The 26,280-nt window shown below is 33.3% G+C and carries 18 protein-coding genes and 1 pseudogene; 15 read left to right on the forward strand and 4 right to left on the reverse strand.

What is annotated here, in order from left to right; all coding sequences use genetic code 11:
• The first annotated feature begins 56 nt into the window (after window positions 1-56).
• The 8 genes and pseudogenes from DYE31_RS01830 (at window position 57) to DYE31_RS01865 (ending at window position 13,470) form a co-directional block, all read left to right on the forward strand.
• Window positions 57-2,234: a bifunctional glycosyltransferase/CDP-glycerol:glycerophosphate glycerophosphotransferase gene (locus tag DYE31_RS01830; RefSeq protein ID WP_015901350.1), complete on the forward strand. Its 2,178-nt coding sequence runs from the start codon at window positions 57-59 to the stop codon at window positions 2,232-2,234.
• Window positions 2,235-2,251: 17 nt separating this feature from the next.
• Window positions 2,252-2,647 (forward strand): glycerol-3-phosphate cytidylyltransferase, encoded by a 396-nt coding sequence (gene tagD / locus DYE31_RS01835; protein ID WP_015901349.1) that lies wholly within the window; start codon window positions 2,252-2,254, stop codon window positions 2,645-2,647.
• Window positions 2,648-3,060: 413 nt separating this feature from the next.
• Window positions 3,061-5,484 (forward strand): annotated as a pseudogene (locus tag DYE31_RS01840) (CDP-glycerol glycerophosphotransferase family protein).
• A 364-nt stretch (window positions 5,485-5,848) separates the two neighbouring features.
• On the forward strand, window positions 5,849-7,183 hold the full coding sequence (locus tag DYE31_RS01845; RefSeq protein ID WP_015901346.1) for an APC family permease: 1,335 nt from the start codon (window positions 5,849-5,851) through the stop codon (window positions 7,181-7,183).
• A 157-nt stretch (window positions 7,184-7,340) separates the two neighbouring features.
• The gene (locus DYE31_RS01850) at window positions 7,341-8,276 is read left to right on the forward strand and encodes a ketopantoate reductase family protein (RefSeq protein WP_015901345.1); all 936 of its coding nucleotides are present in this window, start codon (window positions 7,341-7,343) and stop codon (window positions 8,274-8,276) included.
• A gap of 220 nt (window positions 8,277-8,496) precedes the next feature.
• Complete coding sequence (locus tag DYE31_RS01855) at window positions 8,497-10,029, forward strand: aldehyde dehydrogenase family protein (RefSeq protein ID WP_015901344.1); 1,533 nt, start codon at window positions 8,497-8,499, stop codon at window positions 10,027-10,029.
• A gap of 326 nt (window positions 10,030-10,355) precedes the next feature.
• Window positions 10,356-11,852, forward strand: coding sequence for an aldehyde dehydrogenase family protein (locus DYE31_RS01860; protein WP_015901343.1), 1,497 nt, complete (start codon window positions 10,356-10,358; stop codon window positions 11,850-11,852).
• 475 nt (window positions 11,853-12,327) lie between these two features.
• The gene (locus DYE31_RS01865; protein ID WP_015901342.1) at window positions 12,328-13,470 is read left to right on the forward strand and encodes a glycosyltransferase; all 1,143 of its coding nucleotides are present in this window, start codon (window positions 12,328-12,330) and stop codon (window positions 13,468-13,470) included.
• Between the two features lie 87 nt (window positions 13,471-13,557).
• Here DYE31_RS01865 and DYE31_RS01870 read toward each other — a convergent pair whose 3' ends face one another.
• Window positions 13,558-14,922: an FAD-dependent oxidoreductase gene (locus tag DYE31_RS01870; protein ID WP_015901341.1), complete on the reverse strand. Its 1,365-nt coding sequence runs from the start codon at window positions 14,920-14,922 to the stop codon at window positions 13,558-13,560.
• 277 nt (window positions 14,923-15,199) lie between these two features.
• On the opposite strand from DYE31_RS01870, the gene DYE31_RS01875 reads away from it, so the two are divergent.
• The 7 genes from DYE31_RS01875 to DYE31_RS01905 all read left to right on the forward strand — a co-directional run bounded on the left by DYE31_RS01875 (window position 15,200) and on the right by DYE31_RS01905 (window position 22,522).
• A complete protein-coding gene (locus DYE31_RS01875) occupies window positions 15,200-15,751 on the forward strand; it encodes an NAD-dependent epimerase/dehydratase family protein (protein WP_015901340.1) in 552 nt (183 codons plus the stop codon).
• A 194-nt stretch (window positions 15,752-15,945) separates the two neighbouring features.
• Window positions 15,946-16,467, forward strand: coding sequence for an Rrf2 family transcriptional regulator (locus DYE31_RS01880; RefSeq protein ID WP_015901339.1), 522 nt, complete (start codon window positions 15,946-15,948; stop codon window positions 16,465-16,467).
• A 145-nt stretch (window positions 16,468-16,612) separates the two neighbouring features.
• On the forward strand, window positions 16,613-17,347 hold the full coding sequence (locus tag DYE31_RS01885; protein ID WP_015901338.1) for an ABC transporter ATP-binding protein: 735 nt from the start codon (window positions 16,613-16,615) through the stop codon (window positions 17,345-17,347).
• Window positions 17,337-18,455: an ABC transporter permease gene (locus DYE31_RS01890; RefSeq protein ID WP_015901337.1), complete on the forward strand. Its 1,119-nt coding sequence runs from the start codon at window positions 17,337-17,339 to the stop codon at window positions 18,453-18,455. The genes DYE31_RS01885 and DYE31_RS01890 overlap by 11 nt, the downstream gene beginning before the upstream one ends.
• 325 nt (window positions 18,456-18,780) lie before the next feature.
• Entirely contained in the window at window positions 18,781-20,388 is a 1,608-nt protein-coding gene (locus DYE31_RS01895; RefSeq protein ID WP_015901336.1) for a xylulokinase, read from the forward strand.
• Between the two features lie 80 nt (window positions 20,389-20,468).
• Entirely contained in the window at window positions 20,469-21,722 is a 1,254-nt protein-coding gene (locus tag DYE31_RS01900; RefSeq protein ID WP_015901335.1) for an MFS transporter, read from the forward strand.
• 20 nt (window positions 21,723-21,742) lie between these two features.
• Window positions 21,743-22,522, forward strand: coding sequence for a glucose 1-dehydrogenase (locus DYE31_RS01905; RefSeq protein ID WP_015901334.1), 780 nt, complete (start codon window positions 21,743-21,745; stop codon window positions 22,520-22,522).
• Between the two features lie 113 nt (window positions 22,523-22,635).
• On the opposite strand, the gene DYE31_RS01910 is transcribed toward DYE31_RS01905, so the two are convergent.
• The 3 genes from DYE31_RS01910 to DYE31_RS01920 all read right to left on the reverse strand — a co-directional run bounded on the left by DYE31_RS01910 (window position 22,636) and on the right by DYE31_RS01920 (window position 26,068).
• Entirely contained in the window at window positions 22,636-24,084 is a 1,449-nt protein-coding gene (locus tag DYE31_RS01910; RefSeq protein WP_015901333.1) for a YSIRK-type signal peptide-containing protein, read from the reverse strand.
• A gap of 322 nt (window positions 24,085-24,406) precedes the next feature.
• The gene (locus DYE31_RS01915; RefSeq protein ID WP_015901332.1) at window positions 24,407-25,078 is read right to left on the reverse strand and encodes a haloacid dehalogenase type II; all 672 of its coding nucleotides are present in this window, start codon (window positions 25,076-25,078) and stop codon (window positions 24,407-24,409) included.
• 108 nt (window positions 25,079-25,186) lie between these two features.
• Complete coding sequence (locus DYE31_RS01920; RefSeq protein ID WP_015901331.1) at window positions 25,187-26,068, reverse strand: helix-turn-helix transcriptional regulator; 882 nt, start codon at window positions 26,066-26,068, stop codon at window positions 25,187-25,189.
• Window positions 26,069-26,280: the final 212 nt, after the last annotated feature.

The following is a 26,280-nucleotide window of genomic DNA, read 5'->3' on the forward strand; positions in this document are numbered from 1 at the left end:
AACAAACCTATTCTTCAGAATGATATAAAAGAGATAATTTCAGAGGAGATAAAATTATGAATGACTTAACTATTGTTATTACATATTACAACTCAGAAGAATATATCACAGAATGTATCGATAGTCTTAAAGAACAAAGAAATCAAAATTTTAATGTTGTTATCGTTAATGATGGCTCTAAAGATAATTCAAAAAATCTTCTGAATGAATCATTAAAAACTTACAACAAAGAAATTGATATCGTTGATTTAGACAAGAATTATGGTCATGCTTATGCAAGAAATGTTGGAATACAACACGTGAAAACACCATATTTTATGTTTTTAGATGTTGACGACCAACTTGCTTCGTATGCAATAAACTTTTATTTAAAAAAACTTAACGGTTTAGATGGTTTAGTTGCACCTATTTATAAATTTACACTTAAACACCCTCAATATATTGACTATAATAAAGTGAGAGTTGAATACCTTAATGGGAAAAATAATCCGAATTCTTTTTTAAGAAAGAATACAGCATGTAATATAGTTTTCAAAACAAGCATAGTAAAAGCGCATCATATTAAATTTGATGAAACATTGAAAACGTATATCGATCGTTCGTTTTTGATTGATTACATCCGCTATGTCAATCGGTTTGTGCGTATTTTTGATTTTCCATTTTATTTCAGAGGGGAAGTATATCACCCGTTTGAAACTGAAACGTTATCAGAACAGGATTTCGATATATTGTTTGAGGAATATGTAGAAAGTTATTTAAAGCAAGTATCTCAAACTGATAATAAACAAATACAAGGTTTTTTAAATCATAAAATGATTGCTAAAATCAAAAAAGATTTTGATCCTAATCGTCGAGATGTCAGACAAAGATATAGCAGACACCAACAAACATTGAGAAGATTAGCTAGACATTTAAAATGGCCAATACTAAAAGAACGTCACGGATTATTCAAAACTGAAATGGGCCTTCTGATGTTGGGTAAAGCTGATATAGCTTTCTCGTTAAATAAAGGACGCGCAGCTCTAAGGCATATAAAAAACATTGTGACTAATTCCAAAAGTAAAAATAGATCAATGTATCAACTCAAAGATAAACTTGAAAATGTTTCGAATACCACAATTCTTTTTGAAACATTCGGGGGTAAAAATTATAGTGATAGTCCTAAATACATTTATGAGTACATGATTAAAAATTACCCAGAATATAATTATATTTGGGTATTTAAAAACCCGGATAAAAATATAATTCCTGGGAATGCTAAAAAGGTCGAAAAAGATTCTAAGGAGTATTATGAAGCATATTCAAATGCACATTATTGGGTCACTAATGCACGAACACCTTTATATTTAAACAAGAAAGAAAACCAAACATACATTCAAACATGGCATGGTACACCTTTGAAACGATTGGCTAATGACATGAAAGTGGTTAGAATGCCCGGTACGACTACACTTGCTTACAAACGAAATTTTCATGAAGAAACATCGAGATGGGATTATCTAATTTCTCCTAATCGTTATTCTACTGAAATATTTGAATCAGCATTTTGGATGGACAGAGAACGTATTCTAGAAGTTGGCTATCCGAGAAATGATATATTGATTAATAGAACTGATGATACTGAATTTAAAAATCATTTACGAGAAATGCTTAACATTCCAAATGGTAAAAAGGTTATTTTATACGCACCTACTTGGAGAGATGATGAATTTATTAAAAAAGGACAATATCTATTTGATTTGCGTATTAATTTAGAAAATATGCAGAAAAAATTAGGTGATGATTATGTTATTTTATTACGTATGCACTATTTAATTGCTATTGCGCTTAATCTTGAAGGTTATGAAGATTTTGCAATAGACGTATCCAATTATGATGATATATCTGAGCTTTATTTGATATCTGATGCTTTAATTACAGATTATTCTTCTGTCATGTTTGACTATGGAATTTTAAAACGGCCACAATTTTTCTTTGCTTATGATATTGATAAATATGATAAAGGACTGCGCGGATTTTATATGGATTACAAAAAAGATTTACCTGGCCCGATTTATACGGATCCATTTGAATTAGCAGATGGATTGAAACAAATTGATCAAGTCAGCAATGAATATAAGTCTAATATTAATGATTTTTACAATCGTTTCTGCTCTATTGAAAAAGGTAAGGCTTCAGAATATATTGGAGAATTAATTCATGAAGATATTGAAAATAAAAAAATTAACAATTAGAAAGTGAGATTGCAAAAATGAAAAGAGTTATTACTTATGGAACTTATGATTTACTACACTATGGACATATTGAACTATTACGTAGAGCAAGAGAAATGGGAGATTATTTGATAGTCGCTTTGTCTAGTGACGAATTTAATAAAATTAAAAATAAGAAATCTTATTATAGTTATGAACAACGTAAAATGATGTTAGAATCTATTCGTTATGTAGATTTAGTGATTCCTGAAAATGATTGGGGACAAAAAACAAAAGATGTAGACAGATATGAGATAGACACTTTTGTTATGGGACATGATTGGGAAGGAGAATTTGATTTTCTTAAAGAACAATGTGAAGTCGTCTATCTTAATCGAACAGAAGGCATCTCTACTACTCAAATTAAAGAAGAATTATACGGAAAAGAAAAATAACATGTAAAAAGAGTTATTTAAAATACTTATTGAAAAATAATAGATATAGAGACCTTTTTGATTTGCACATCAAAAGGGTCTCTTTTTTAATTTTTGTATTAATAGTTTAATGTATTTATTTGGAAGCATGCAAATTATCACTATAATTTAAAATGTATAAATGAAAAAGATTCCAAAACAAGATTTATAAATTTTATTATTTGTATTTTGAGTTTTTTAATGCCTAACTTTCGGTTTTATAGTATAATTTAAAAAAGTTATAGTGAAAAAGACATGCGGAGGGAACTTCAGTGATTGAAAAAAGTAAGGTTAAAGAAATATTGAAATTTGCTTCAAAACCGGTTAAAGAAAATTTATTAAACTCAAAAATTCGAAGAAATGCCTATTATTTAGATTGCATTAGACTACATAAAGTGAAAGGAAAAGAGGTTTTGTTAGAATCTTATCATGGTGTTAACTTTACTGGTAATGCGTATGCATTATTCCGTAAATTAATAGAATCATACCCTGAATACAAATGCCATATAGCTATAAAAGATATTAACGATCCTATGATCAAATTGTTAAAAGAAGAATATAAAAGGAAAAATTTTTCAGTAGTAGAGTATGAAAGTAAGAAATATTTAAAGTTATTAGCTACTTGTAAGTATTTAGTGAATGACACTTCATTTATGCCTTATTTTATTAAAAGAGAGGAACAAGTATATCTAAATACATGGCATGGCACTCCATTAAAAACTTTGGGTCTCGATATCAAAGAAGCTTCGATAAATGAACATAAGAATATACAAAAAAATTTATTTTCAGCTGATAAACTATCAATGCCTAACCAATTTACTGCAGAAAAATTAATTAAAAGTAATGATTTAGATGGAGTATTGAATGCGGAAGTCTCTATATTAGGGAATGCTCGAGTAGATTTAACACTCAATAGTGTGTCTTCCGAAGTGATTGATAAATACCAATTAAATAATGATAAAAAAATTGTTTTATTTGCACCAACTTGGAAAAAGAGCGAAGAGGAAACTACTGATGAAGAAATATTAGATTTAATAGAACAAACCAACATTATTCAACAAACTTTAGGAAGAGAATATCATGTTTATTTAAAGTCGCACTACTTTATTTATAAAAAGTTGCTGAATACGTCTTATGAAGAACACCTTATACCTAATTGGGTAGACACAAATGAGATTTTAGCTGCAGTCGACCTTTTGATTACTGATTATTCAAGTATATTTTTTGATTTTTTACCTCTCAAACGTCCTATACATTTCTTTATGCCTGATAAAATGGAATATGAGAGTGAACGAGGATTGTATTTAGAACTTAATAGTTTACCTGGAAGAATTTCAAATAATATTGAAGAATTGGTTGCTAATCTTAAAATTGATACAAATAATTATCTTAGCTGTTACCAAAATAATACGGATAATTTTATGAAGTTATATTGTGCAAATGATAATGGAATATCTTCAGCTCGTACACTTGATTTTCTGTTTGGGAAGATAAAAGGAGAAAAAATATTTAAATCAAACAAAAAAGTAATAGTATTTTATGGTGGCGGTTTTTACAACAATGGAATTACCAATTCCATCATTAATTTAAGTAAACATTTCGATTATAATAAATATGAATTCGTTCTAATTGAAAATAGTAAGATATTCAAAGATAAAATACGGAATTTAAAACGTTTAGATAGTAGAGTACATGTAATTTCTAAGTTTTCTTATACTAATAGAAATATTTATGATACGCTATCACAAAACTTTTTATACCGACAAGGTTACAATTCAAAATTCATTAACAAAAAATATTTGAAAAAATATTTTGCATTAGATTATAAGAGAGTTTTTGGTAACCTTGATCCTGATATAATGATTGATTACGGTGGATATAATAAAATGTTTACTGCATTATTCGCTTTTTCACCTGCAAAAACAAAAGTTATTTTTCTACATAATGATATGTATGGAGAATATAATAAAATGATCAATGGAAGATATACACATAAATGGAATTTAAAAGTTATTTTCAGTCTTTACGATGAATTTGATAAATTAGTCTCTGTTACTGATAGTGTAAATAAAGCTAATAAAGAAAACCTGAAAAATTTCATTACACATCCTGATGAAAAAATGATATCTATTAGTAATATTATTGATGGAGATGAAGTGAAATTTATGGCTCAAGCAGCCGATGATAAAGCAAATCATGTAAGGTTATATAAAAAGAACCAACTACAAGATTTTATTATTTATGATTCGGAAGAGAAAAGTGATTTTAACTTAGAGTTGCATTGTATTCAAGCACCAAGCAAAGAAGATTATAATTTTGTTAATGTTGCCAGATTATCTCCAGAAAAAAACCACGAAGTTTTAATAAAAGCATTCAAAACAATTGTTGAAAAAGAAAAGAAAAGTAAATTGTACATTTTAGGAGATGGTCCTTTATATAATCAATTACAGCAACTTATAAAAAAGATGAATTTAGAATAAAATGTTTTTCTATTAGGTTTTATTAAAAATCCCTTTATGTTTATTTCTCAAGCGGATTGTTTTGTTTTAACTTCAAATTATGAAGGACAAGGTATGGCAATTTTAGAAGCCCAAGTATTAGGTAAGCCGGTTATTGGCACTAATGTTAATGGTATTAACTCCGTATTAGATGGTAGCAATGGACTGCTAGTTGAAAATAATATTCAAAGTATTACTAAGGGATTAATGGAGTTTATTTATGGAAATATTCCGCATAGTCATTTTGACTATAAAACTTATAATGAAGAGATTATGTATAAATTTGAAAAGGAAATACTAGAATTCAACTCAGAAAATTAATGAAAAATATGTATGTTTACTATATTGTGCGTAAATGTGTGTGTTTTCTTTAGAAGCTTTACACAATCTTTGTTGCTCATTGCACTGCTGTGCGTTAAACTGTATAAGAATGCTAAGATTCAGAGAATTTTAGGGGTAAAAGTAACTGAGAGAAAGAAAATGTTATTTTTCAGTAATGCAGTGAATTTATTGGGGTTAGTTTAATGAAAAGCGACTGGGGATCCGCAATCTATAAAATCGATACAAACGTATATCGAAATTATATGAATTGCAGTCTCAGTCTTTTTATTTTGCTGAAAACTGAATGATACTGTCAAATCTCTCTAGTTGCTTATCTTGTATAAGTGAATGGAGGATAGGTAAAATGAGTAATCAAAATGAGTTGAAACGTAATCTCGGATTCTTCTCAGCCATTTCCATCGTAATGGGAACGGTCATCGGAGCAGGTGTGTTCTTCAAAGTATCAAGTGTAGTTGAAGTAACCGGTTCTACAAGTATGGCTATGTTTGTTTGGTTATTAGGCGGACTTGTCACTATCTGTGCAGGTTTAACTGCTGCTGAACTTGCAGCAGCAATCCCTGAAACAGGTGGTTTAATCACATATATTGAATATACGTATGGTAGTTTTTGGGGTTACCTTTCAGGTTGGGCACAAGCATTTATTTACTTCCCAGCCAATATTGCTGCCTTAGCAATTGTATTTGCAACACAGTTAATTAATTTATTCCATCTGAAAGCAGGATGGATTGTTCCAATAGCAATATTAACAGCGCTCTCTATTTATTTTATTAACTGCTTAGGATCTAAAGCAGGCGGAATGCTGCAATCCATTACATTGGTCATCAAATTGATACCTATTATTTTGATTGTGGTTGTCGGTTTATTCCAAGATAGTAACGTAGATTTCTCACTACTTCCACTTCAAGCAGGTGAGCATCAAGGTTTCTTCACTGCTTTAGGTGCAGGTTTACTTGCGACAATGTTCGCATATGATGGTTGGATGCACGTTGGTACAATTGCAGGAGAATTAAAAAATCCTAAACGAGATTTACCAGGTGCAATTACAATCGGTTTAGGTGCTGTCATGGTTGTTTATTTATTAATCAATGCAGCATTCTTAATGACATTGCCGATCTCAGAAATTAGCGGTAATTTAAATGCAGCGAGTGAAGCATCAGTAAGAATCTTCGGCGATGGCGGAGGTAAAATTGTAACGATTGGTATTATGGTATCGGTATATGGTGCACTAAATGGTTATTTAATGACAGGAATGCGTGTGCCATATGCAATGGCTGAACGTAATCGTTTGCCATTCCGTAACTTCTTCTTAAAATTAACACCAGGACAAGCACCATGGGCTGCTGGTCTTGTACAACAAATCATCGCCTATATTATGATGTCATTAGGTGCATTCGATACAATTACAAACATGTTAGTATTTGTCATTTGGACATTCTACTCAATGTCATTCTTAGCAGTAATGATTTTACGTAAAAGAGAACCGGACATGGAACGACCTTACAAAGTACCTTTATACCCAGTCATTCCGCTGATTGCTTTGGTTGCTGGTATTTTCGTACTTATCAATACACTATTTACGCAAACATTGCTTGCTGTGATAGGTATTATTATTACATTACTAGGTATCCCGATTTACTTTTACAAAAAGAAACAAGAAGAACGTGAAGGTATAAAATAAATCTTATAGAGTCGGAAACTCTCCGGCTCTTCTTTTATAGTTAAATTGTCTAAAAATTCCAAATTCAACCTAGACCAAAAATGAGATTCTAGCGTACAATAAGAAATATATACTCGGTATGGTATATACCGAAATCTTATATAAGGAGCAGGTACATATGAAAGTAGCAGTAGCTGGTGCCGGAGCCATGGGCGGACGTGTCGGTACTCAAATACAACAAGCAGGGTATGACGTAACTTTTATTGATTACTGGGAAGAGCATGTGGAAGCTGTAAAAGAAAAAGGGTTTGAAATTCAAACTGAAAACGAAACTTATAATGTCTCTGCGACAATGATTTATCCAAGTGATGTAACAGGGCCTTTTGATTTAGTCATCATTTTAACCAAAGCAATGCGCTCAGAGGAAATGCTTCGCGATTTGAAACAATATGGTGCTATCAATGAAAACACTTCTGTTTTAACGTTGATGAATGGATTAGGACATGATGAGCGTTTTGTTAAAATTATTCCAGAAGAACAAGTATATCTAGCAGTGACAGTTTGGACGGCAGGTCTTAGAGGACCTGGACAATTGTTATTAGAGGGCACAGGTGCAATTGAATTCCAACGTGTAGATGGCAAAGTAACAGAAAGAACTTATGAAATACAAAAGGTATTTGAAGAAGCAGGATTAAACGCGACAATAAGTGATAACGTTATGGTTTCAGTATGGAATAAAGCGGCACTAAACAGCGTTATCAATCCTTTATGTACAATTTTAGATAAAACAATTGCGGAATTTGCCGAATATGATCAAGCGCATGAAATGATTGTTCCGATCATAGAAGAAATTGTGGACGTAGGTACTGCAAGAGGTGTGGACTTAAACTTCGATACAATTGTGAATAAAATTGAAAGCACTTATCCAGTAGAAGCACAAGGATTACATCATCCATCAATGCATCAAGATTTATATTCAGGTCGTTTAACTGAAGTTGATTATCTGAATGGTCAAATCGAAGCATATGGTAAAGAACTGAAAATACCTACACCGAATAATACATTGTTAAAACATTTAGTCCACCAGTTAGAATTAAAATTTGCTCAAGAATAATGTGTTGGTTTGTTAAGCGCTGTTTAAAGCATAGGTATTATAGGTAAATAATTCACAAGCACATTATATGACGTAGTTATAATGATGTGTGATAATAATAATTAGAAATGTAAACGTTTTACTTTTGACAGCTTTTAAGAAAAATTAGTAGTTGAGAGGTTGCAACAACATGATAACGCTCTCTCATATAAATCAACAAACTTAAGGAGGAAATTTAAACATGAGTGTAAATGCAAGAGATTATATCCAAGATAGTTATGATTTATTTATTAATGGTGAGTTTGTTCCAAGTGATTCTGGAGAAACACTTGAAGTTACAAACCCTGCAAATGGTGAAGTATTAACTAAAGTTGCTAAAGCAGGAGATAAAGATGTAGATAAAGCAGTTAAAGCTGCACAAACTGCATTTAACAGCTGGGGTAAAACGCCGAAAGAAGAACGTGTGAAATTACTTCGTAAAATCGGCGACAAAATATTGGAACAAAAAGATCGTTTAGCGATGATTGAAACTTTAAACAACGGTAAACCAATCCGTGAAACTTCAACTATTGATGTTCCGCTTGCAGCACGTCATTTTGAATATTTTGCAAGTGTCATTGATACTGATGAAGGTACGGTTAATGATATGAGCGAAGACATCATGAGTATTGTTCGACATGAACCTATTGGTGTAGTAGGTGCTGTAGTAGCATGGAACTTCCCATTATTATTAGCTTCATGGAAATTAGCACCAGCATTAGCTGCTGGTAATACAGTTGTAATTCAACCATCATCTTCTACACCATTAAGCTTAATTGAAGTAGCTAAAATTTTCCAAGAAGTATTACCGGATGGTGTAGTTAATATCTTAACAGGTAAAGGTTCTGAATCAGGTAATGCTATCTTCAATCATGAAGATGTTTCTAAATTATCATTCACTGGTTCAACAGATGTAGGTTATCAAGTTGCAGAAGCTGCAGCAAAACGTATTGTACCTGCAACATTAGAACTTGGCGGAAAATCAGCTAATATTATTTTAGATGATGCCAACTTAGATGTAGCTGTTGAAGGTATCCAATTAGGTATCTTATTCAACCAAGGTGAAGTCTGCAGTGCCGGATCAAGATTACTTGTTCAAGAAGGTATTTATGATGAATTGATGAAACGCTTGAAAGATGTCTTCAGTCATTTGAAAGTCGGAGATCCTACAGATGAAAATGTACAAATGGGTTCTCAAACTGGGGAAGCACAAATGGAAAAAATTCAAGGTTATTTAGACTTTGCCAAAGATTCAGGTGCTGAAATCGTTACAGGCGGTCATCGTATTACTGACGGTGAATTAAGCAAAGGCTATTTCTTCCAACCTACAATTATTGCTGTAGAAAACAATGACAATAAATTAGCGCAAGAAGAAATCTTCGGACCTGTGTTAACAGTTATCAAAGTGAGAGATGACGATGAAGCTGTACGTATTGCAAATGATTCTGAATATGGCTTAGCTGGCGGTGTATTCTCTCAAAACATCAACCGTGCTTTAAATATTGCACGTAATGTACAAACTGGTCGTGTTTGGGTAAACACTTATAATCAAGTACCAGAAGGTGCACCATTCGGCGGTTATAAAAAATCTGGTATCGGCAGAGAAACTTATAAAGCTGCATTGAAAAATTATCAACAAGTTAAAAACATCTATATTGATACAAGTAATAAACCAAAAGGTTTATATGAATCAGGACAAAGTGATGTTCTAGATCATGATGATCATAAATTTTAATTTTTGAATAAATGAAAACCCGTTCTCTCAAGTTGAATTTGAGTTAGAGCGGGTTTTTTTCTTTTTATAAGTCTTCTGTAAAATTATATTGTGTGTAAACTTTAAATTAATTAAATATAAAAAATATAATTTGTAATGTTTTAGACAATTCTCTTTGGGATATACTATTTCTGAACATGTTATAGAAAAAATTGCTATCGTGTCTATACAATTTGATTTTGTAGAAGGAGAATTTCAGTATCGACAGTATATTTAAAAAGTGATTAGTGCATTCGACAGCTATCTTTCTATATATAAATCAAAAACTAAAAGGAGGAAATTGAAGCATGAGTGTAAATGCAAGAGATTATATCCAAGATAGTTATGATTTATTTATTAATGGTGAGTTTGTACCGAGCGAATCAGGTGAAACATTAGAAGTAACAAATCCATCAAACGGAGAAGTATTAACAAAAATAGCAAGAGCAACTGAAAAAGATGTAGATAAAGCAGTTGAAGCAGCACAGACAGCTTTTGAGAGTTGGAGTAAAACACCAAAAGAAGAACGCGTACGTATGTTGCGTGAAATTGGTGATAAATTATTAGAACGTAAAGACCATTTTGCGATGGTGGAAACATTAGATAATGGTAAAGCAATTCGTGAAACTTCAACAACTGATATTCCGCTTGCAGCACGTCATTATCAATACTTTGCAAGCTTTATAGATACAGATGAAGGTACTGTGAATGACATGAGTGAGGATATCATGAGTATTATCCCTCACGAAGCAGTAGGGGTTGTAGGTGCAGTAGTTGCTTGGAACTTCCCAATGTTATTAGCTACTTGGAAAGTAGCACCCGCTTTAGCTGCTGGTGATACAGTAGTACTTCAACTATCATCATCAACTCCATTAAGTATGATTGAAATGGCTAAAATCTTCCAAGAAGTATTGCCAGATGGCGTAGTAAACGTTGTTACAGGTAAAGGTTCTGAATCAGGAAATGCTATTTTCAATCATGAAGGCGTAGATAAATTATCATTCACTGGTTCTACTGATGTAGGTTACAAAGTTGCAGAAGCTGCAGCAAAACGCATTGTACCTGCTACTTTAGAACTTGGTGGTAAATCAGCTAATATAATTTTAGATGATGCCAACTTAGATTTAGCTATAGAAGGTATCCAATTAGGTATCTTATTCAACCAAGGTGAAGTCTGCAGTGCAGGCTCAAGATTAGTTGTTCAAGAAGATATTTACGATGAACTGATTCCACGTCTGAAAGATGCATTTGAAAGTGTTAAAGTTGGGGATCCTACAGATGAAAATACACAAATGGGTTCTCAAACAGGACAAGCACAAATTGATAAAATTCAAAGTTATATAGATTATGCTAAAGAATCAGGCGCTGAAATTTTAACAGGTGGCCATCGTCTTACTGAAGGCGATTTAAGTAAAGGTCATTTCTTTGAACCTACACTTATTGCTGTTGATAGCAGCGATGACAAATTAGCACAAGAAGAAATTTTCGGACCTGTATTAACAATAATTAAAGTCAAAGATGATGATGAAGCTATTAAAGTTGCTAACAACTCTGATTATGGTTTAGCTGGTGGTGTATTCACAGAAAATATCAACCGCGCACTTACTATTGCTCGTGCAGTAAGAACTGGACGTATGTGGGTCAACACTTATGATCAAGTACCAGAAGGCGCACCATTCGGCGGGTATAAAAAATCAGGTATCGGCAGAGAAACTTATAAAGGCGCTTTAAGAAACTATCAACAAGTTAAAAATATCTTTATTGATACTAGCAATAAAACTAAAGGATTATATGATACACAATAAATTTTTGGTAGCGAATAACGTAGGAATTTATTAAATCCTCGCTCCTTCAGAAACGTTGTAGTGCACCCCTAAAGTTGAACCCAAAAAATTCAACATTAGGGGTGCAGTACATGTTCTGAGTTAGAGCGAGGATTTTTATGTTTTTATCTACAATTAATACTCTAAAAATGTTTCGCTCTACGAATAAATTGCAATGAAGTAGTGCTTGAAGTTTACATTCACTTTAACACCTGAAGGAAATGTTAAATTAGTATGTTAATAAAGAAAGTAATATTTCGGGAATATTTAGATTTTGTAAATCAACCTATAATTATTAGGATTTCTTAAAAATTAATTTTATAATGATGGCCAGTCGACTTATATGGAAATTAGGATAAGTGAAAATATTTTACAAATGTAAAATCGGGTATACATGAAACAAGAACTTGTATATTTCATATAAATTCTCAACTTTTAAAAAGGATGGAGTAATAAAATGAGTAAAGTAAGAATGCTAATCCCATGTTTTAATGAAGAAGATGTCATTAATTATACTTATAAAGAATTAACGAAAGTTTTAGCTAGAGACTCTGAACTCCATCATTACGACTATGACTTGTTATTTATTGATGACGGTAGCAAGGATAGAACGATAGATATTATCAAGGATTACAGTCAACAAGATGAGAAGGTAAAGTATATATCTTTCAGCCGTAATTTTGGTAAAGAAGCGGCAATGTTTGCGGGTTTAGAAAATAGCCAAGATGTGGATGCCGTTATAATTTTAGATGGTGATTTACAACATCCTCCTGAACTTATTCCGCAGATGATTAAGAAATATTTAGAAGATGGAACAGACCAAGTCATTGCCAAACGTAATCGTGATGGAGAAAAAGCCTCACGAAAATTGATGACTAAATGTTATTACAAATTAGTCAATCGTTTTGTTGATGTGCCGATTGAAGATGGTGTCGGAGATTTTAGATTATTAAGCCAACGTGTTGTGCGTTCTCTAGCTGAACTGGATGAAGCACAACGTTTTTCTAAAGGTCTTTTTTCGTGGGTAGGATATCCTACTGAAACTATTGAATACAAGAATCAAGAGCGTGTAGCTGGAGATTCAAAATGGTATTTCTTTAAGCTGTTAGATTATGGTGTCGATGGTGTGATTTCATTTAATAACAAACCACTGCGCACAATTATGTATTTCGGTATGGGAATTTTTGGTATCAGTATTCTCTACCTTCTAGTGAACTTTATTTTGATTCTTATAAATGGCGTAGATTCTCCAGGTTATTTTACAACTATTTTTGCAGTGCTTTTCTTAGGAAGTATTCAATTAATTTCTATTGGTATTATAGGCGAATATATTGGACGTATTTACTATGAAGTCAAAAATCGACCTAAGTATTTAAAACAAGACACAAACTTGAATGATGAGAAAGGCAGACAAAATGTAGCGAGTATTCAATCTACAAATCGAGATTATAGAGATAATCATAAAGTTGAACCTTTACATCATGCAATGTCTAAGCCTAAAGATTATGTTCCTTATCAAGCGAATCGAGATGATCGCGAAGAACTAGACAAAGAAGAAAAGGCAAATCAAGCACGTCGAATTAAAGAAATGAATCTATAGCTAAAAGAGGCGGTACGCATCATGCGTACCGCCTCTTCAATTGCTTATATTAACTTTTTAGATACTGAGTTGAATTACTTACTATTATTAGAATAATTGTTTATCTTCAGGGAAGACATCGTCACCTAATGCGCTTTGAGCAAGTACGTTTAGATAATTCCATGGACGATCAAAATCAGGTTGGAAGAAGAAATCGACTAATGCAAGATCTTCTAATGTCCATCCAGCATTGACCGCTACTGAAATTGTATTAATGGATTCTACTAAATCTTCTGTGCTCATGATTTGTCCGCCTAAAATACGATGAGTATCTTCATCATAAATGATTTTAAGATGTACTTTTGTATCATCTTGTCTGAATTTAGGACGAACTGGCACTTCGATATATTTTGCACCTAAATTGCCATCATAACTATCTGCTTCTGTTTCATGCACACCTGTTTGTCCAAATTTATAATCGAATAAAGCTAGACCAGATGTACCTGAAACGCGCGGCATTTTCATTTCTTTACCGGCCATATTGCGAGCTGCAACATAACCTTGACGACGTGAGTTTGTTGCAAGAGCAATATAACGTTCTTCATGAATTGGTGCGTAAGGAATTAATGTGGCATCCCCGCTTGCATAAACATCTTCTTCTGATGTTTCTAAACGTTCATTAATTTTGATAATACCTTTCTTACCTAATTCTACTTTGCCATCTAACCAATCTGTAGCAGGATTAACACCAACAGCGAATAATACTGTATCGGCTTCGTATTCACCGCTATCAGTTACAACACCTGTTACATTATTATTGTCATCAGCTTTTAAAGCTTTTACGTTTTCGTTGCCTTTGAATTTTAATCCATGTTCAGCAGAAATTTTTTCTAAGATATCAGTGAATTCTTTGTCTAGATAAGTTTTGATAATGCGGTCGCCATCATCCATAATTGTTGTATCAATTCCGGCTTTAGTAAATGCTTCTGCAGCTTCAATGCCGATATAACCGCCGCCAACTACAATGGCTTTTTTAGCATTTTGCATACGTTCTTTAATTTTACCTGCCCATTCTTCGCCGCGCATAAATAATACATTGTTATAATCATTTATACCGTCGATTGGAGGTTCATTTGGGACGCCGCCTGGGCTTAAGAATAACTTATCATAAGAAACTTCGGATTGATTACCATCTTTTTCAACAGTCACTGTTTTATTTTTGGTATCTAAATCTGTCACTGTTGTTTCTAAATGCAAGTTTACGCCTTGGCTTTTAAGCGACTCAGCATCTGCATAATGCAATGATTGTAATGAAGGTGCGATGTCTTCTAAATAGCTTTGAATACCGCAAGATAAGAATGACGGAGAAGATGCACTTTCAAACACTTCGATTTGTGCTTCTGGATCTGAAATTAATAATGTTTGAATTGCAGCATAACCTGCATGTGATGTTCCGACTACAACGTATTTCATAATAATTTAGTTCCTCCTTATGATGAGGATAATGCTTCTCATCTTTATATATTTTGAAAAGTCTTTTGAAATATAAACTTTTGAATGCCTACTCACATCTATACATCTACCACAAATAACAGGTTTTATTCAGTTGAGAGGGGAATACTAAAAGTGTTGATAAAATTGTCAAAATTAAATTCATGATTAGTTTGTAATAGTTGAAATTACAAACGGTAGAGAATATACTTTATTTGTAAAATTAAATATTACAAATGAAAAATTGGAGGAATGAGTTATGAGTAATAATGTAATCATTGTAGGCGGAAACGGATTTGTAGGTAGAGAAATCACAATGCAATGGGCAAATAGATTCCCGGAAGCTGATATTTATATTACAAGTCGCGGCGATAGAAAAGAAATTCAGGGTGCACATTTACACCATGTACAAGTCGATGTAAATAATGCTCAAAGTTTTGAAAGTGCTTTATATGGTGATGAAGTAGATTACATCATTACATTAACTTATGGCAGTCAAGATGCTGTAAAAACAGTTAGAGACTTCGCAGAAAAACATAACTTGAAAGCTATTGGAAACGTTGGTATCCAAGATTTCGGTATTCCAGAAATGGCAGATTTTGTAAGTATGAAACAAGATGAATTGAAAACATTACAAGAAGGACCAGTACGTGTTGCAAACTATGATGCTACTGTCATTTGGAGTAAAAACCGTAATGATGACATAGGTAAAGGTATTAAAGCTGGGGACTTCGATGAAATGCCTCCAGTAAGCGTAGAAATTGTAGCAGAGCAAGTGATTGATCGTACTACAAAAGCTTGGAGATCATAAAGAAATTAAGATTAACGTGTCGATTTTTAGTTAAATGATTTTTTAATAAAGGATTATTTGCTGTTAATGACAGCACATCAAGGAACATCACAATATACAATTTTAAAATCATGGGAACCTTACTATTAGTGTTCTTCGCAAATTGTAGTTTGTAATGTTTGTTGCTGCAATTAAAAGCGAAAGGAGCGAGTAGCATGCGTGTAAGTACTCAATTCCCCATAGCGGTCCATGCATTGCTCATGATTGCCTATTTTCCTAATATACGTGTCACGAGTGATATGGTTGCAGAGAGTGTCGGTAAAAATCCTGTGATTATTAGAAATGTATATAAAAAATTAAAAGATGCAGATTTATTGACCGTTCAACGCGGTGTCGGTACAACAGAATTAATACGTCCTGCTAGTAAAATTACATTATGGGATATTTACAAAGCTGTGGAAACGGATCAGATAGATGAAATCTTTAAATTTCCAGAGACTTTATCTGGTGTATGTACTGTTGGTGGATCTATACGGGAACTACTGACGATTCATTTGCAGGAGGCAATTGATGAATTGAAAAATGCCTTATCCAAGACGACTGTTGAAGAATTACGCTTTGAAATCGAAGCACATAATGAAAAAGAAATCGATTTTCCAGCTATTGTTGAATGGTATAAGAAAAACAACTTTGATACGAGTTTTGAAGATTTGGATAAAGATACAATAGAAGAATAGATTTTTAAGGCTGATTAGGCGTGGAGATAGATTGACTGTCTCCGCGCTTTTTTAGCAGTATTTACAAGTTATTTTGCAGCAAATTGCAATGTTGTGCTGTAAGACGCATAATAAAGTTAAGCAAAGAATGAAGGGGTGGGATTATATGGCTGAGATGGTAGCAGAGTTAGAACATGCCCGTAAAGTATTCGGCAAACAGGTTGTATTAGAAGACATTTCTTTAGAGTTGGAAAAAGGTCAAATACTTGGACTGATTGGACCGAGTGGCTCGGGTAAAACAACTGCGATTAAATGCTTGTTAGGAATGGAAAAATTAGATGCAGGTGAAGCATTGATCTATGATAAAAAGATGCCGAATCGTAAAGTTTTGAATCGAATTGGTTACATGGGTCAAACTTTAGCGTTATATGAAAATCTAAGTGCAAAAGAAAATTTAACGTTTTTTGGTAATTTAAAAGGGCTGTCTGGAAAAAAATTGGATTCAGAAATCGAACGTTATATGAGGTTAGTTAATTTAGAAGGTAAGTTGAAAGATATTGTAAATACGTTTTCTGGAGGGATGAAACGTCGTTTATCTTTAGCGATTACCTTACTAGCGCATCCAGATTTATTAATCTTAGATGAGCCTACAGTTGGAATCGACCCAAGTTTAAGACAATCGATTTGGCGAGAGTTGCGTCATTTGTCTGAAGAAGGTCAAACTATTTTGATGACGACACATGTTATGGATGAAGCAGAACGTTGTGATAAAGTCGGTTTATTAGTGGATGGTCATATTTTTGCTTTAGGTACACCTGATGAATTAAAACAAAGATTCGATGCTGATAGTATTGAAGAAGTTTTCTTAAAAGCGGAGGAGGCGAAGGATAATGAGATTTAAAGCAATTTTAGTACGAGTTATTACGGATTTATTCAGAGATAAACGTACATTGGCATTAATGTTTATTGTTCCTTTGCTGATTTTAACGATTATGTATTTCTTGTTTAATAGTGATACAGATGAACATATGAAGATAGGATTTTCAAATGACGTACCTAATAGCGTAGTGAAAGCTTTACCTGATGATAAAACTGATACATCTACATATAAAAACGTAGATTCTGTAAAATCTCTGATAGAAAGACATAATTTAGATGCTTTTGTAGAGAAGAAAGGTGACAAATTAGAAGTCACATATACCAATGAAGACCCCAGTAAAACAAATGCTGTAAAGCAGATGATTGGTGGAGCACTTCAGAAAAATAAAATGCAAGGTATTCTGAAACAAGTAAATACTATGAAAGCACAAATGGAGAAAATGCCTGGAAGTGATAAAGGTGCTGGAATAGGAAAAGTAGATGAAGGTTTATCATTGAAGTCTCATTATTTATATGGAAATGCGGATAGTACTTATTTTGATAAAATGTTCCCGATTTTAATGGGATTCTTTGTGTTCTTGTTTGTTTTCTTGATTTCTGGGATTGCCTTGTTGAGAGAAAGGACATCAGGAACGTTAGAACGTGTTTTAGCAACTTCTATTAAACGAAGTGAAATTGTATTTGGATACTTAGTGGGTTACGGTATCTTTGCTGTTTTACAAACCTTGATTATCGTTTTGTTTTCAATTTATTTATTGAAAGTGGAAATGGCAGGTAATCTTGGTTGGGTACTGTTAATTAACATATTAGTTGCTTTTGCTGCCTTAGCAATGGGATTATTTATTTCTACTTTTGCTAATTCAGAGTTTCAGATGTTGCAATTCATTCCTGTGATCGTGGTACCTCAAGTTTTATTCTCAGGTATTATTCCATTAGATAATGTAAATCGTTGGATAGCAAGTATCGGTTACTTATTCCCGCTCCGTTATGCAGGAGATGCATTGACAAAGATAATGGTAAAAGCAGAAGGAATTGGATATTTCTGGTTTGATGTTTGTATTTTATTAGTGTTTATTATAGTGTTTACAATTTTGAACATTGTAGGATTAAAACGCTATCGTAAAGTTTAAATGTAGGTTGAAAAGCGGACTTCGGTCCGTTTTTTAATTTGCGTTAAAACACATTTTTTTATGAGTAAATATGTATTTATGCTTATATCACTCTATATAAATAGTATTTATTCTGACATAAAAAATTACTGAGTATAAGAATGTTTTTAGATTTTAAAGTAAATCGAATTTAGAAATGTTAATTTACTCATCTAATTGCATTTGATTCATTGACAACGCTTTCATGATATTCTAAAGTTTATGTAAACGATTGTATAGTTGTATACAGGCATACACATGTAGAGGAAAATAAGGGATTCATAAATCTGAAATGAAAGGAAATACTATGTCGAATAATATTGAAGAAACGAAACAAATGATTGAAGATGGCAGCTTATCAATTGGTATTGAATTTGGTTCAACACGTATTAAGACAGTGGCTGTAGATGAAAATTGTGTGACCGTCGCAACGGGATCGTTCGAGTGGGAAAACCAGTTTTTAGACGGTTATTGGACGTATTCAATTAATGATGTATGGGTTGGACTGCAAAAAAGTTATCGTGAAATGGCTGATTATGTAAAACGTGAATTCGGAGTTGCTATTCAGCGAGTGAAATCTATAGGTATCAGCGGTATGATGCATGGATATTTGGCTTTCGATGACAAGGATGATTTGTTAGTTCCTTTTAGAACATGGCGAAATAATAATGCCAATACAGCAGCAGGTATTTTAAGTAAAGCATTTGGAGTGAATATTCCTGAACGTTGGAGTATCGCACAACTTTATCAATCAGCTTTGGAAGATGCCCCACATACCTCAAAAGTAAGTTATATGACGACATTATCAGGATTTGTTCATTGGTATTTAACTGGAGAACGTGTACTAGGTGTCGGAGATGCATCAGGCATGTTTCCGATTGATCCGAAAACAGGTGGTTTTCGAGAAGATCTTTTGGAACAATTTAATACAATTTTCCATCAAAGGGGCTTTAAACAAGATATACGTGAGTTATTACCGCGTGTGTTAAGCGCAGGAGGGAATGCAGGTTATTTAACTGCAGAGGGTGCACGATTGATTGATTCTGAGAGAGAGTTAGAACCAGGAGCGCCATTATGTGCACCAGAAGGTGATGCAGCAACTGGAATGGTTGCTACCAATAGCGTAGCTCCACGTACTGGTAATGTATCAGCCGGTACGAGTATTTTTTCGATGATTGTATTAGACCACCCATTAAAGCGTGTTTATCCAGAAGTAGACTTAGTCACTACACCAGCAGGACACGAAGTAGCTATGATTCATGCAAATAATTGCACATCTGATATTAATGCTTGGATGGATGTCTTTGCTGAAGTATTAGATGCAATGGGAGTAGATTATTCTAAAGATGAGTTATTTACCCGTATGTTTGAAACAGCGTTAGATGGTGATCCTGATTTAGGGCGTTTATTGTCTTATGGTTATGTTTCAGGTGAATTTATAACAGATGTACCTAAAGGATTCCCAATGTTAATTAGAGATGTGGATAGTAAATTTACATTAGCAAATTTGATGAAAACACATATTTTCAGTGCGTTCAGTACATTAAAAATTGGAATCGATTTATTGAAACACAATGAAGCAATGGAAATTGAAAGTATGGTAGGACATGGAGGGATATTTAAAACAGAACGTGTCGCTCAAAGTTTTTTAGCCGCAGCTTTAGAAAGTCCTGTAAGTGTAATGCAGACAGCCAGTGAAGGTGGCGCATGGGGAATTGCAGTGTTGGCACGTTACTTGATAGATGTAAAAGAAGGTGTGACACTCGCAGACTACTTACAAGAAAAAGCTTTTGGAGATGCTGACGCTTTAGTCATTGAGCCGAAAAAAGAAGATTTAGAAACTTTCCGTGAATATATTAAGAAATTTGAAATGGGATTACCAGTAGAACGCAGTGCTGGTGAGTATTTAAACTAAAGAGGATTAAAATATGGATTGATATAGTTTGGAAATCGATCCAATATATTATACAACCTAAAAGAAACAGAGGAGATATTGTGGGAACTATAGAGACAAATCAGTCGAAACAATTTTTAGGTTTGCCGATGACCCTTATTTGGGGTTATGTAGCAGTTGCTATCTTTATGACTGGAGATGGTATTGAACAAGCCTTTTTATCAAAGTACATACAGCAAATTGGTTTTAGTGCAAGTCAAGCTACAACAGTATTGACCTCATATGGTCTAGTTGTAGCGATTGCATCTTGGTTGTCGGGGGTATTAGCTGAAGTCTTCAGCCCAAGAAGATTAATGACTTTCGCATTTATTACATGGATTGTTTTCCATGTCGGATTTTTAACATTAGGGTTAGAGACTCATAACTACATAATGATGATTATCATGTATAGTATTCGTGGAATCGCTTATCCAATGTTTATTTATAGTTTTGTTGTTTGGATTACTTATTCAGCACCACCTCAAAGACTCGCTTCAGCGATGGGTTGGTTCTGGGCAATGTATTCAGTAGGTATTGGTGTGCTTGGCTCTTATTTACCAAGTTTTACAATCCCTTACATAGGCTTCATGGGAACGTTATGGGGTTCTATTATCTTTATTGCAGCAGGCGGCTTGTTAGCTTTCTTTTTAGTTAAAGATAAGGAAGGCGAAAAGAAAGAAAGTGACAAACTGACAACTAAAGAAATGTTCGGTGAAATATTGCGGGGTGTAACGATTTTACGTAACCCTCAAGTTGCAATTGCATGTGTGATCCGTATTATTAATCAGCTTTCTTTATTCGGTTTGGTTGCTTTCATGCCAGCTGTTTTTACAGATAGATTCGGATTCACGACTTCCCAATGGCTTCAAATTTGGGGATTCATGTATATCGTGACAATCTTTACGAATCTCTTCTGGGGAATTGTCGGAGATAAAATTGGTTGGGTTAAACAAATCCGCTGGTTTGGTTGTATTGGAATGGCACTTTCAACTCTCGCATTTTATTACATTCCTGAATGGTTCGGACCAAACTTCTGGATTACGTGTCTTGTGGCCATCGCATTTGGTTTTGCAGTAGCAGCCTTTGTGCCGATGTCTGCGATTTTCCCAACCTTAGAACCAGAACATAAAGGGGCTGCAGTTTCAATTCATAATTTATCTGCAGGCTTAAGTAATTTCCTTGGACCTGGGATTGCTACAATCGTACTGATGTTTGGAAATGCACTTACGACAATTTGGGTTTATGCAATTATTTATTTCATAGGATTTGTGTTGACATTCTTTATGAAAGTCAAGCAGCCCTCACTTCAACAATAAAAAAAGAAAAGGTGATTTGAATGAATATTTTAGAACAATTTAGATTAGATGATAAAGTAGCAATTGTAACAGGTGGCGCAATGGGATTAGGACAAGCTATGGCAACGGCTTTAGCACAAGCAGGTGCTAATATTGTTATTGCTGACATTCGTGAAGATGTTGCTGAAGCTACAGCTACTACAATTCGCGAGACAGAACAAGTTAAAACAACAGCTTTAAAAGTAGATGTTACTAATCCTGAAGATGTACAAAAAATGGTCGACGATGTTGTTGAGGAATATGGAAAAATTGATATTTTAATCAATAATGCAGGTATGACAATTAATGAAAAAGCAGAAGATATGACATATGAGCAATGGAATAAAGTTATCAACTTAAACTTAAATGGTGTATTCTTAGTGGCTCAAGCAGTAGGTCGTCAAATGATTGAACAAGGTTATGGTTCAATTGTTAACACATCTAGTATGTCAGGAATTATTGCCAACAAACCTCAAGAACAATGTTCTTACAACGCTTCTAAAGCAGGCGTTATTATGTTGACGAAAAGCTTAGCGATGGAATGGTCTAAATATAATATTAAAGTAAACACAATTGCACCGGGTTACATGAAAACAGAATTGACAAAACCTTTCTTTGAACAAGGTGGTGCAATGATTGATGACTGGATGGGCTTCACTCCAATGGGTCGTCCAGGATTGCCTGAAGAATTAGGCGGTATTGTGGTATATCTAGCATCTGATGCATCATCATTCGCGCAAGGAAGTGTATTTACAATTGATGGTGGTTACACAGCGTTATAGTAAACTATAGGTTGTTAAGAGAAAAAATCCCGGCAAGGGAAGGGTATGACTCCTTCTTTTTGTCGGGATTTTGTATAGGTGATTATATTTGGTAAGAGTAGAATAAGTTTGTATTATTCGTTTTCTTTACGACGTGCTTGTACTAAGAATAATGTTCCAGCACTTGCGAACAATGTACCTGCAAGCATTCCGAATAATACTTGATCTTGTTCACCAGTTTCTGGTAATTGTTTTTTAGCAGCTTCAGCTTTTTGTTGTGCTTTAGCTTCGTCTTTAGTAACTTTAGCTTGTGCTAAGTTTTGACCTGTTTTTTGTTCAGTTGTTACTTTAGCAGTTTGATCTTTACCAGGTTGAGCTTGAGCTACTTTACCGTTACCTGTAGTTGCTGCTGGACCTTGTTTAGTAGTTCCTTGATTTTTAGTTTCTTGATTTTTAGGTGTTTTTTCTTTTGTAGTTGTTACGTTTTGATTTTTAGGATCTTTTTTAGGTGCTTGTTTAGCATCTAGAGCTTTAGCATCTTTCACAACTTTATCAATGCCATTCACATTGTTACGTGCATCATCATTAAGTTTGCTGTGTGCAGCAGCTTTTTGTTCAGGTGTTGAGTTTTTCAAAGCGTCTACTTCATTGTGTGCTTTTTTAACTTTTTCAGCTACATCTTGAGAAAGACCAGTGTTAGCACCAGCTTCTCTTGCATGTTTTTCATTGCCATTGTTAGTGTCTAATTGTCTAGCGTTAGTAACGATACCTTTCAAGTTTTGACCTTTGTTATTAGTGCTGTCATTTTTGATTTGTTTAACAAAAGCTTCTTTTTGTTGATCAGTTAAGTTATGAAGACCGTTTACTTGGTCAATTGCAACTGTAGTTAAAGTTTCTAAGTCTTTAGCTTCTTTCTTTTCAACAGTGTTAGCGCCAGCTTCTCTTGCGTGTTTTTCATTACGATTGTTTGTATCTAATTGTTTAGCATTTTCAACAATAGCATTAATGTTTTGACCATTGTTATTACCGCTGTCATTTAAGATTTGTTGGTTAAATGCGTCTTTTTGTTGGTCAGTTAAGTTGTGTAAGTTATTAACAGTATTATAAGCAACTTGAGTAAGTGTGTTTAACTCACGAGCAGCTTTTGCTTGAGCTTCTTGCTCTTTGGCAGCATTTTGAGCTAATTCTACTTGAGCATTAACAGCTTTAGCATCTTGTACGATACCAGGGATGTCAGCTGTAGCAGCATCAGCAACTTTTTTGTTGTAAATATCTTTAGTTTCTTTAGAGATACCATTTAAAGCATTTATTTCAGCTTGAGCTTTGTCTACTTGTTCTTTTGAAACATTTTGAGCAGTTTCTACTTGTTTTTGTGTATTATCTTTAGCTTCTAGTTCAGCACCAGCTTTTTTAGCAAGTTCAACTTGCGCATTGACTGCTTGAGCATCTTTGTCAGCTTGTGTAGTTGCAGCATCTTCAGCATTTGCAGCTTGAGCTCCACCTAAAAATACTAATGTTCCTAATGATACTGAGGCGATACCTACTGATAATTTTCTTAAAGAGAAAAGTTGTTTTTTCTTCATGATGTGAAATCCTCCTATTGTGGCTGTTTAGAATAATGTGATAGACGTAAATATATACTTCCAGTGAGTATAATTAAGTTATGTCTCTATTTTACACAATAGGGATAGACGTATTATTGCACTTTTTAAAAATTATCAGAAAATTTTTGCAATAAAAATTTAGAATTATCCACAAGCAATGTCATGATATGTCACTGCTTGTGAAAACTGTGATTTAGTACACGTTTTATTCACTTTTTCCTAAAAAAATAATGAATGGAAAATTATTCTTGACCTGAATCACTTTATTTAAATTAGAAAGAAATGCGCTATGCATGAACTTTTAATTAAGTTTCAACCAATGAACTAGTTCGTCTAAATCTTGAACTGTAATCTTAGGTAATGCTCCATTTTTATCGAAAAGATTTTGGTTGCGATTTACCCAAGCGGTATCAAAACCAAAATTAGCTGCACCAGTGATATCCCAAGTATTAGATGAAACGAAAAGTACTTCGTCACGTTTTACAGGATAGTATTTTAAAATAAGCGCGTAGCTTGCTGGGCTTGGCTTATATTGTTTAATATCATTTGCACTGATGATGGAATCTAATTTGTCTGAAATACCAACATTTTCAATCACAGGATCTAACATATCCATGTTACCATTTGAAAAAACAGATAACTTTTTTTGTAAGTCCATTAATGACTTAAGTGCGTTAGGAACTTCTTTAAATACATTGAGTTTCAAGTACTCGTCAAAAATTGTATTAATATCTTGATGATTATAAGGTACTTTACTTTGTTCGAGTGCATATTCTAATGCTTGTTTTGTAATATCATCAAAGGGTATATATCGTTCCATTACTTGGCGTAAAAAGGTATGTTTCAGCTGAGTATTACGCCATAATTTAGATACTGCCTCACTCTTATCTCCCGCAAACTCATTTAACTTTTCTTTTACAGATAATGTATCAAATAACGTTCCATAAGCATCAAATACAATTACTTTATACATAGTATCTCACCTCACATGATTACTTGATTTTATCGTATCACATCAGTGTAGGCATTAAAAAAGACAACCTCTTATTGAAAAGAAAAAGTTGTCTGGAATAGTATTTGGTTAATAATCGGAGGGATTATTGTTAATCATATATGTTTCTTGCAATTTTAATAGTTGATGTAAGACTTTGCGTCGAACATTGTCTGGCTTTAAAATTCTGATTTGTTTTCGACAAGAAAAACAAAGATGAACTGCATCTTCAGCACACATTTTAAATCGTGCGATACAATAGCCGTCTTTAGAGGGTTTAACGATTTGGTTTTCATAAAAATGCTGCATTGATTCATATAATGACGTTTGCATCTCAAAAGTAATCTGTTGGTAATGCTTTTGAGAATGATGAGGCGTGAAATGTTCTGGGCTAAATGAGATATCTGTTTTCCTTAAATTTGTTACCATTGTCTTTTGCTTATAATGATAAACCAAGTTGAAAGTAAAACCCTGATATCTGATGTATAAAGGAGTGATTTCTTGACCCTCACTCAAATATAATTTTTGTTGTTGGTTAATAGCACGATTGGCTACGGTCAAATTACGTAATGCGTGATATCGATTGCCAACTTTTAATTTTTCTAATTGAAATAGCAATTCATTTTCATGTTTGCTATGAAAAGTTTTAATTAATAAATTGAGATAGTTATAGACTTGTTGATCAACGACTGGTGTTACTGTTTGTAATAATGTGATGAGAAAGTAGATAGAAGTGGCATTATCTTCATTCGTATTATTCATAATATATGATGCAGAGTGATGATTATAAATGATTTCATTTCTATAGCCATGCCACTCGTCGGTATCATATAAGAAATTACGAATATTATCAATATCTCTTTGGATGGTGCGGGGAGATACGTTCCACTCTTGAGAAAGTTTTTCTTTATTTACAACTTTTTGTTGTATTAAACGTGTATAAATACTAAGTATACGATGAGATTGTTCCATGGTGTATAAATCGTCTCCTAACTCTAAAGATGATGAAATCGAAGTGATTATAGGTGTTAATATTTATAGCAGGGTTTAAGTAAGACAAAATCATAATGTTATGCATTTAATGAATATTATATTACAAAGTATCTTTAAAATACATAACACAATACAAAATGACAAAATTTAGTTCGAAAATTCAAATGTGATAAAATAAAGTGAATAAATAG

It is taken from the genome of Staphylococcus carnosus, from assembly GCF_900458435.1.
Lineage (GTDB): Bacteria > Bacillota > Bacilli > Staphylococcales > Staphylococcaceae > Staphylococcus > Staphylococcus carnosus.

Excerpts from the sequence above, each read along its gene's own strand:
- DYE31_RS01830 (WP_015901350.1), top strand. The coding sequence starts at position 57 with ATGAATGACTTAACTATTGTTATTACATATTACAACTCAGAAGAATAT.
- tagD (WP_015901349.1), top strand. The coding sequence starts at position 2,252 with ATGAAAAGAGTTATTACTTATGGAACTTATGATTTACTACACTATGGA.
- DYE31_RS01845 (WP_015901346.1), top strand. The coding sequence starts at position 5,849 with ATGAGTAATCAAAATGAGTTGAAACGTAATCTCGGATTCTTCTCAGCC.
- DYE31_RS01850 (WP_015901345.1), top strand. The coding sequence starts at position 7,341 with ATGAAAGTAGCAGTAGCTGGTGCCGGAGCCATGGGCGGACGTGTCGGT.
- DYE31_RS01855 (WP_015901344.1), top strand. The coding sequence starts at position 8,497 with ATGAGTGTAAATGCAAGAGATTATATCCAAGATAGTTATGATTTATTT.
- DYE31_RS01860 (WP_015901343.1), top strand. The coding sequence starts at position 10,356 with ATGAGTGTAAATGCAAGAGATTATATCCAAGATAGTTATGATTTATTT.
- DYE31_RS01865 (WP_015901342.1), top strand. The coding sequence starts at position 12,328 with ATGAGTAAAGTAAGAATGCTAATCCCATGTTTTAATGAAGAAGATGTC.
- DYE31_RS01870 (WP_015901341.1), bottom strand. The coding sequence starts at position 14,922 with ATGAAATACGTTGTAGTCGGAACATCACATGCAGGTTATGCTGCAATT.
- DYE31_RS01875 (WP_015901340.1), top strand. The coding sequence starts at position 15,200 with ATGAGTAATAATGTAATCATTGTAGGCGGAAACGGATTTGTAGGTAGA.
- DYE31_RS01880 (WP_015901339.1), top strand. The coding sequence starts at position 15,946 with ATGCGTGTAAGTACTCAATTCCCCATAGCGGTCCATGCATTGCTCATG.
- DYE31_RS01885 (WP_015901338.1), top strand. The coding sequence starts at position 16,613 with ATGGCTGAGATGGTAGCAGAGTTAGAACATGCCCGTAAAGTATTCGGC.
- DYE31_RS01890 (WP_015901337.1), top strand. The coding sequence starts at position 17,337 with ATGAGATTTAAAGCAATTTTAGTACGAGTTATTACGGATTTATTCAGA.
- DYE31_RS01895 (WP_015901336.1), top strand. The coding sequence starts at position 18,781 with ATGTCGAATAATATTGAAGAAACGAAACAAATGATTGAAGATGGCAGC.
- DYE31_RS01905 (WP_015901334.1), top strand. The coding sequence starts at position 21,743 with ATGAATATTTTAGAACAATTTAGATTAGATGATAAAGTAGCAATTGTA.
- DYE31_RS01910 (WP_015901333.1), bottom strand. The coding sequence starts at position 24,084 with ATGAAGAAAAAACAACTTTTCTCTTTAAGAAAATTATCAGTAGGTATC.
- DYE31_RS01915 (WP_015901332.1), bottom strand. The coding sequence starts at position 25,078 with ATGTATAAAGTAATTGTATTTGATGCTTATGGAACGTTATTTGATACA.
- DYE31_RS01920 (WP_015901331.1), bottom strand. The coding sequence starts at position 26,068 with ATGGAACAATCTCATCGTATACTTAGTATTTATACACGTTTAATACAA.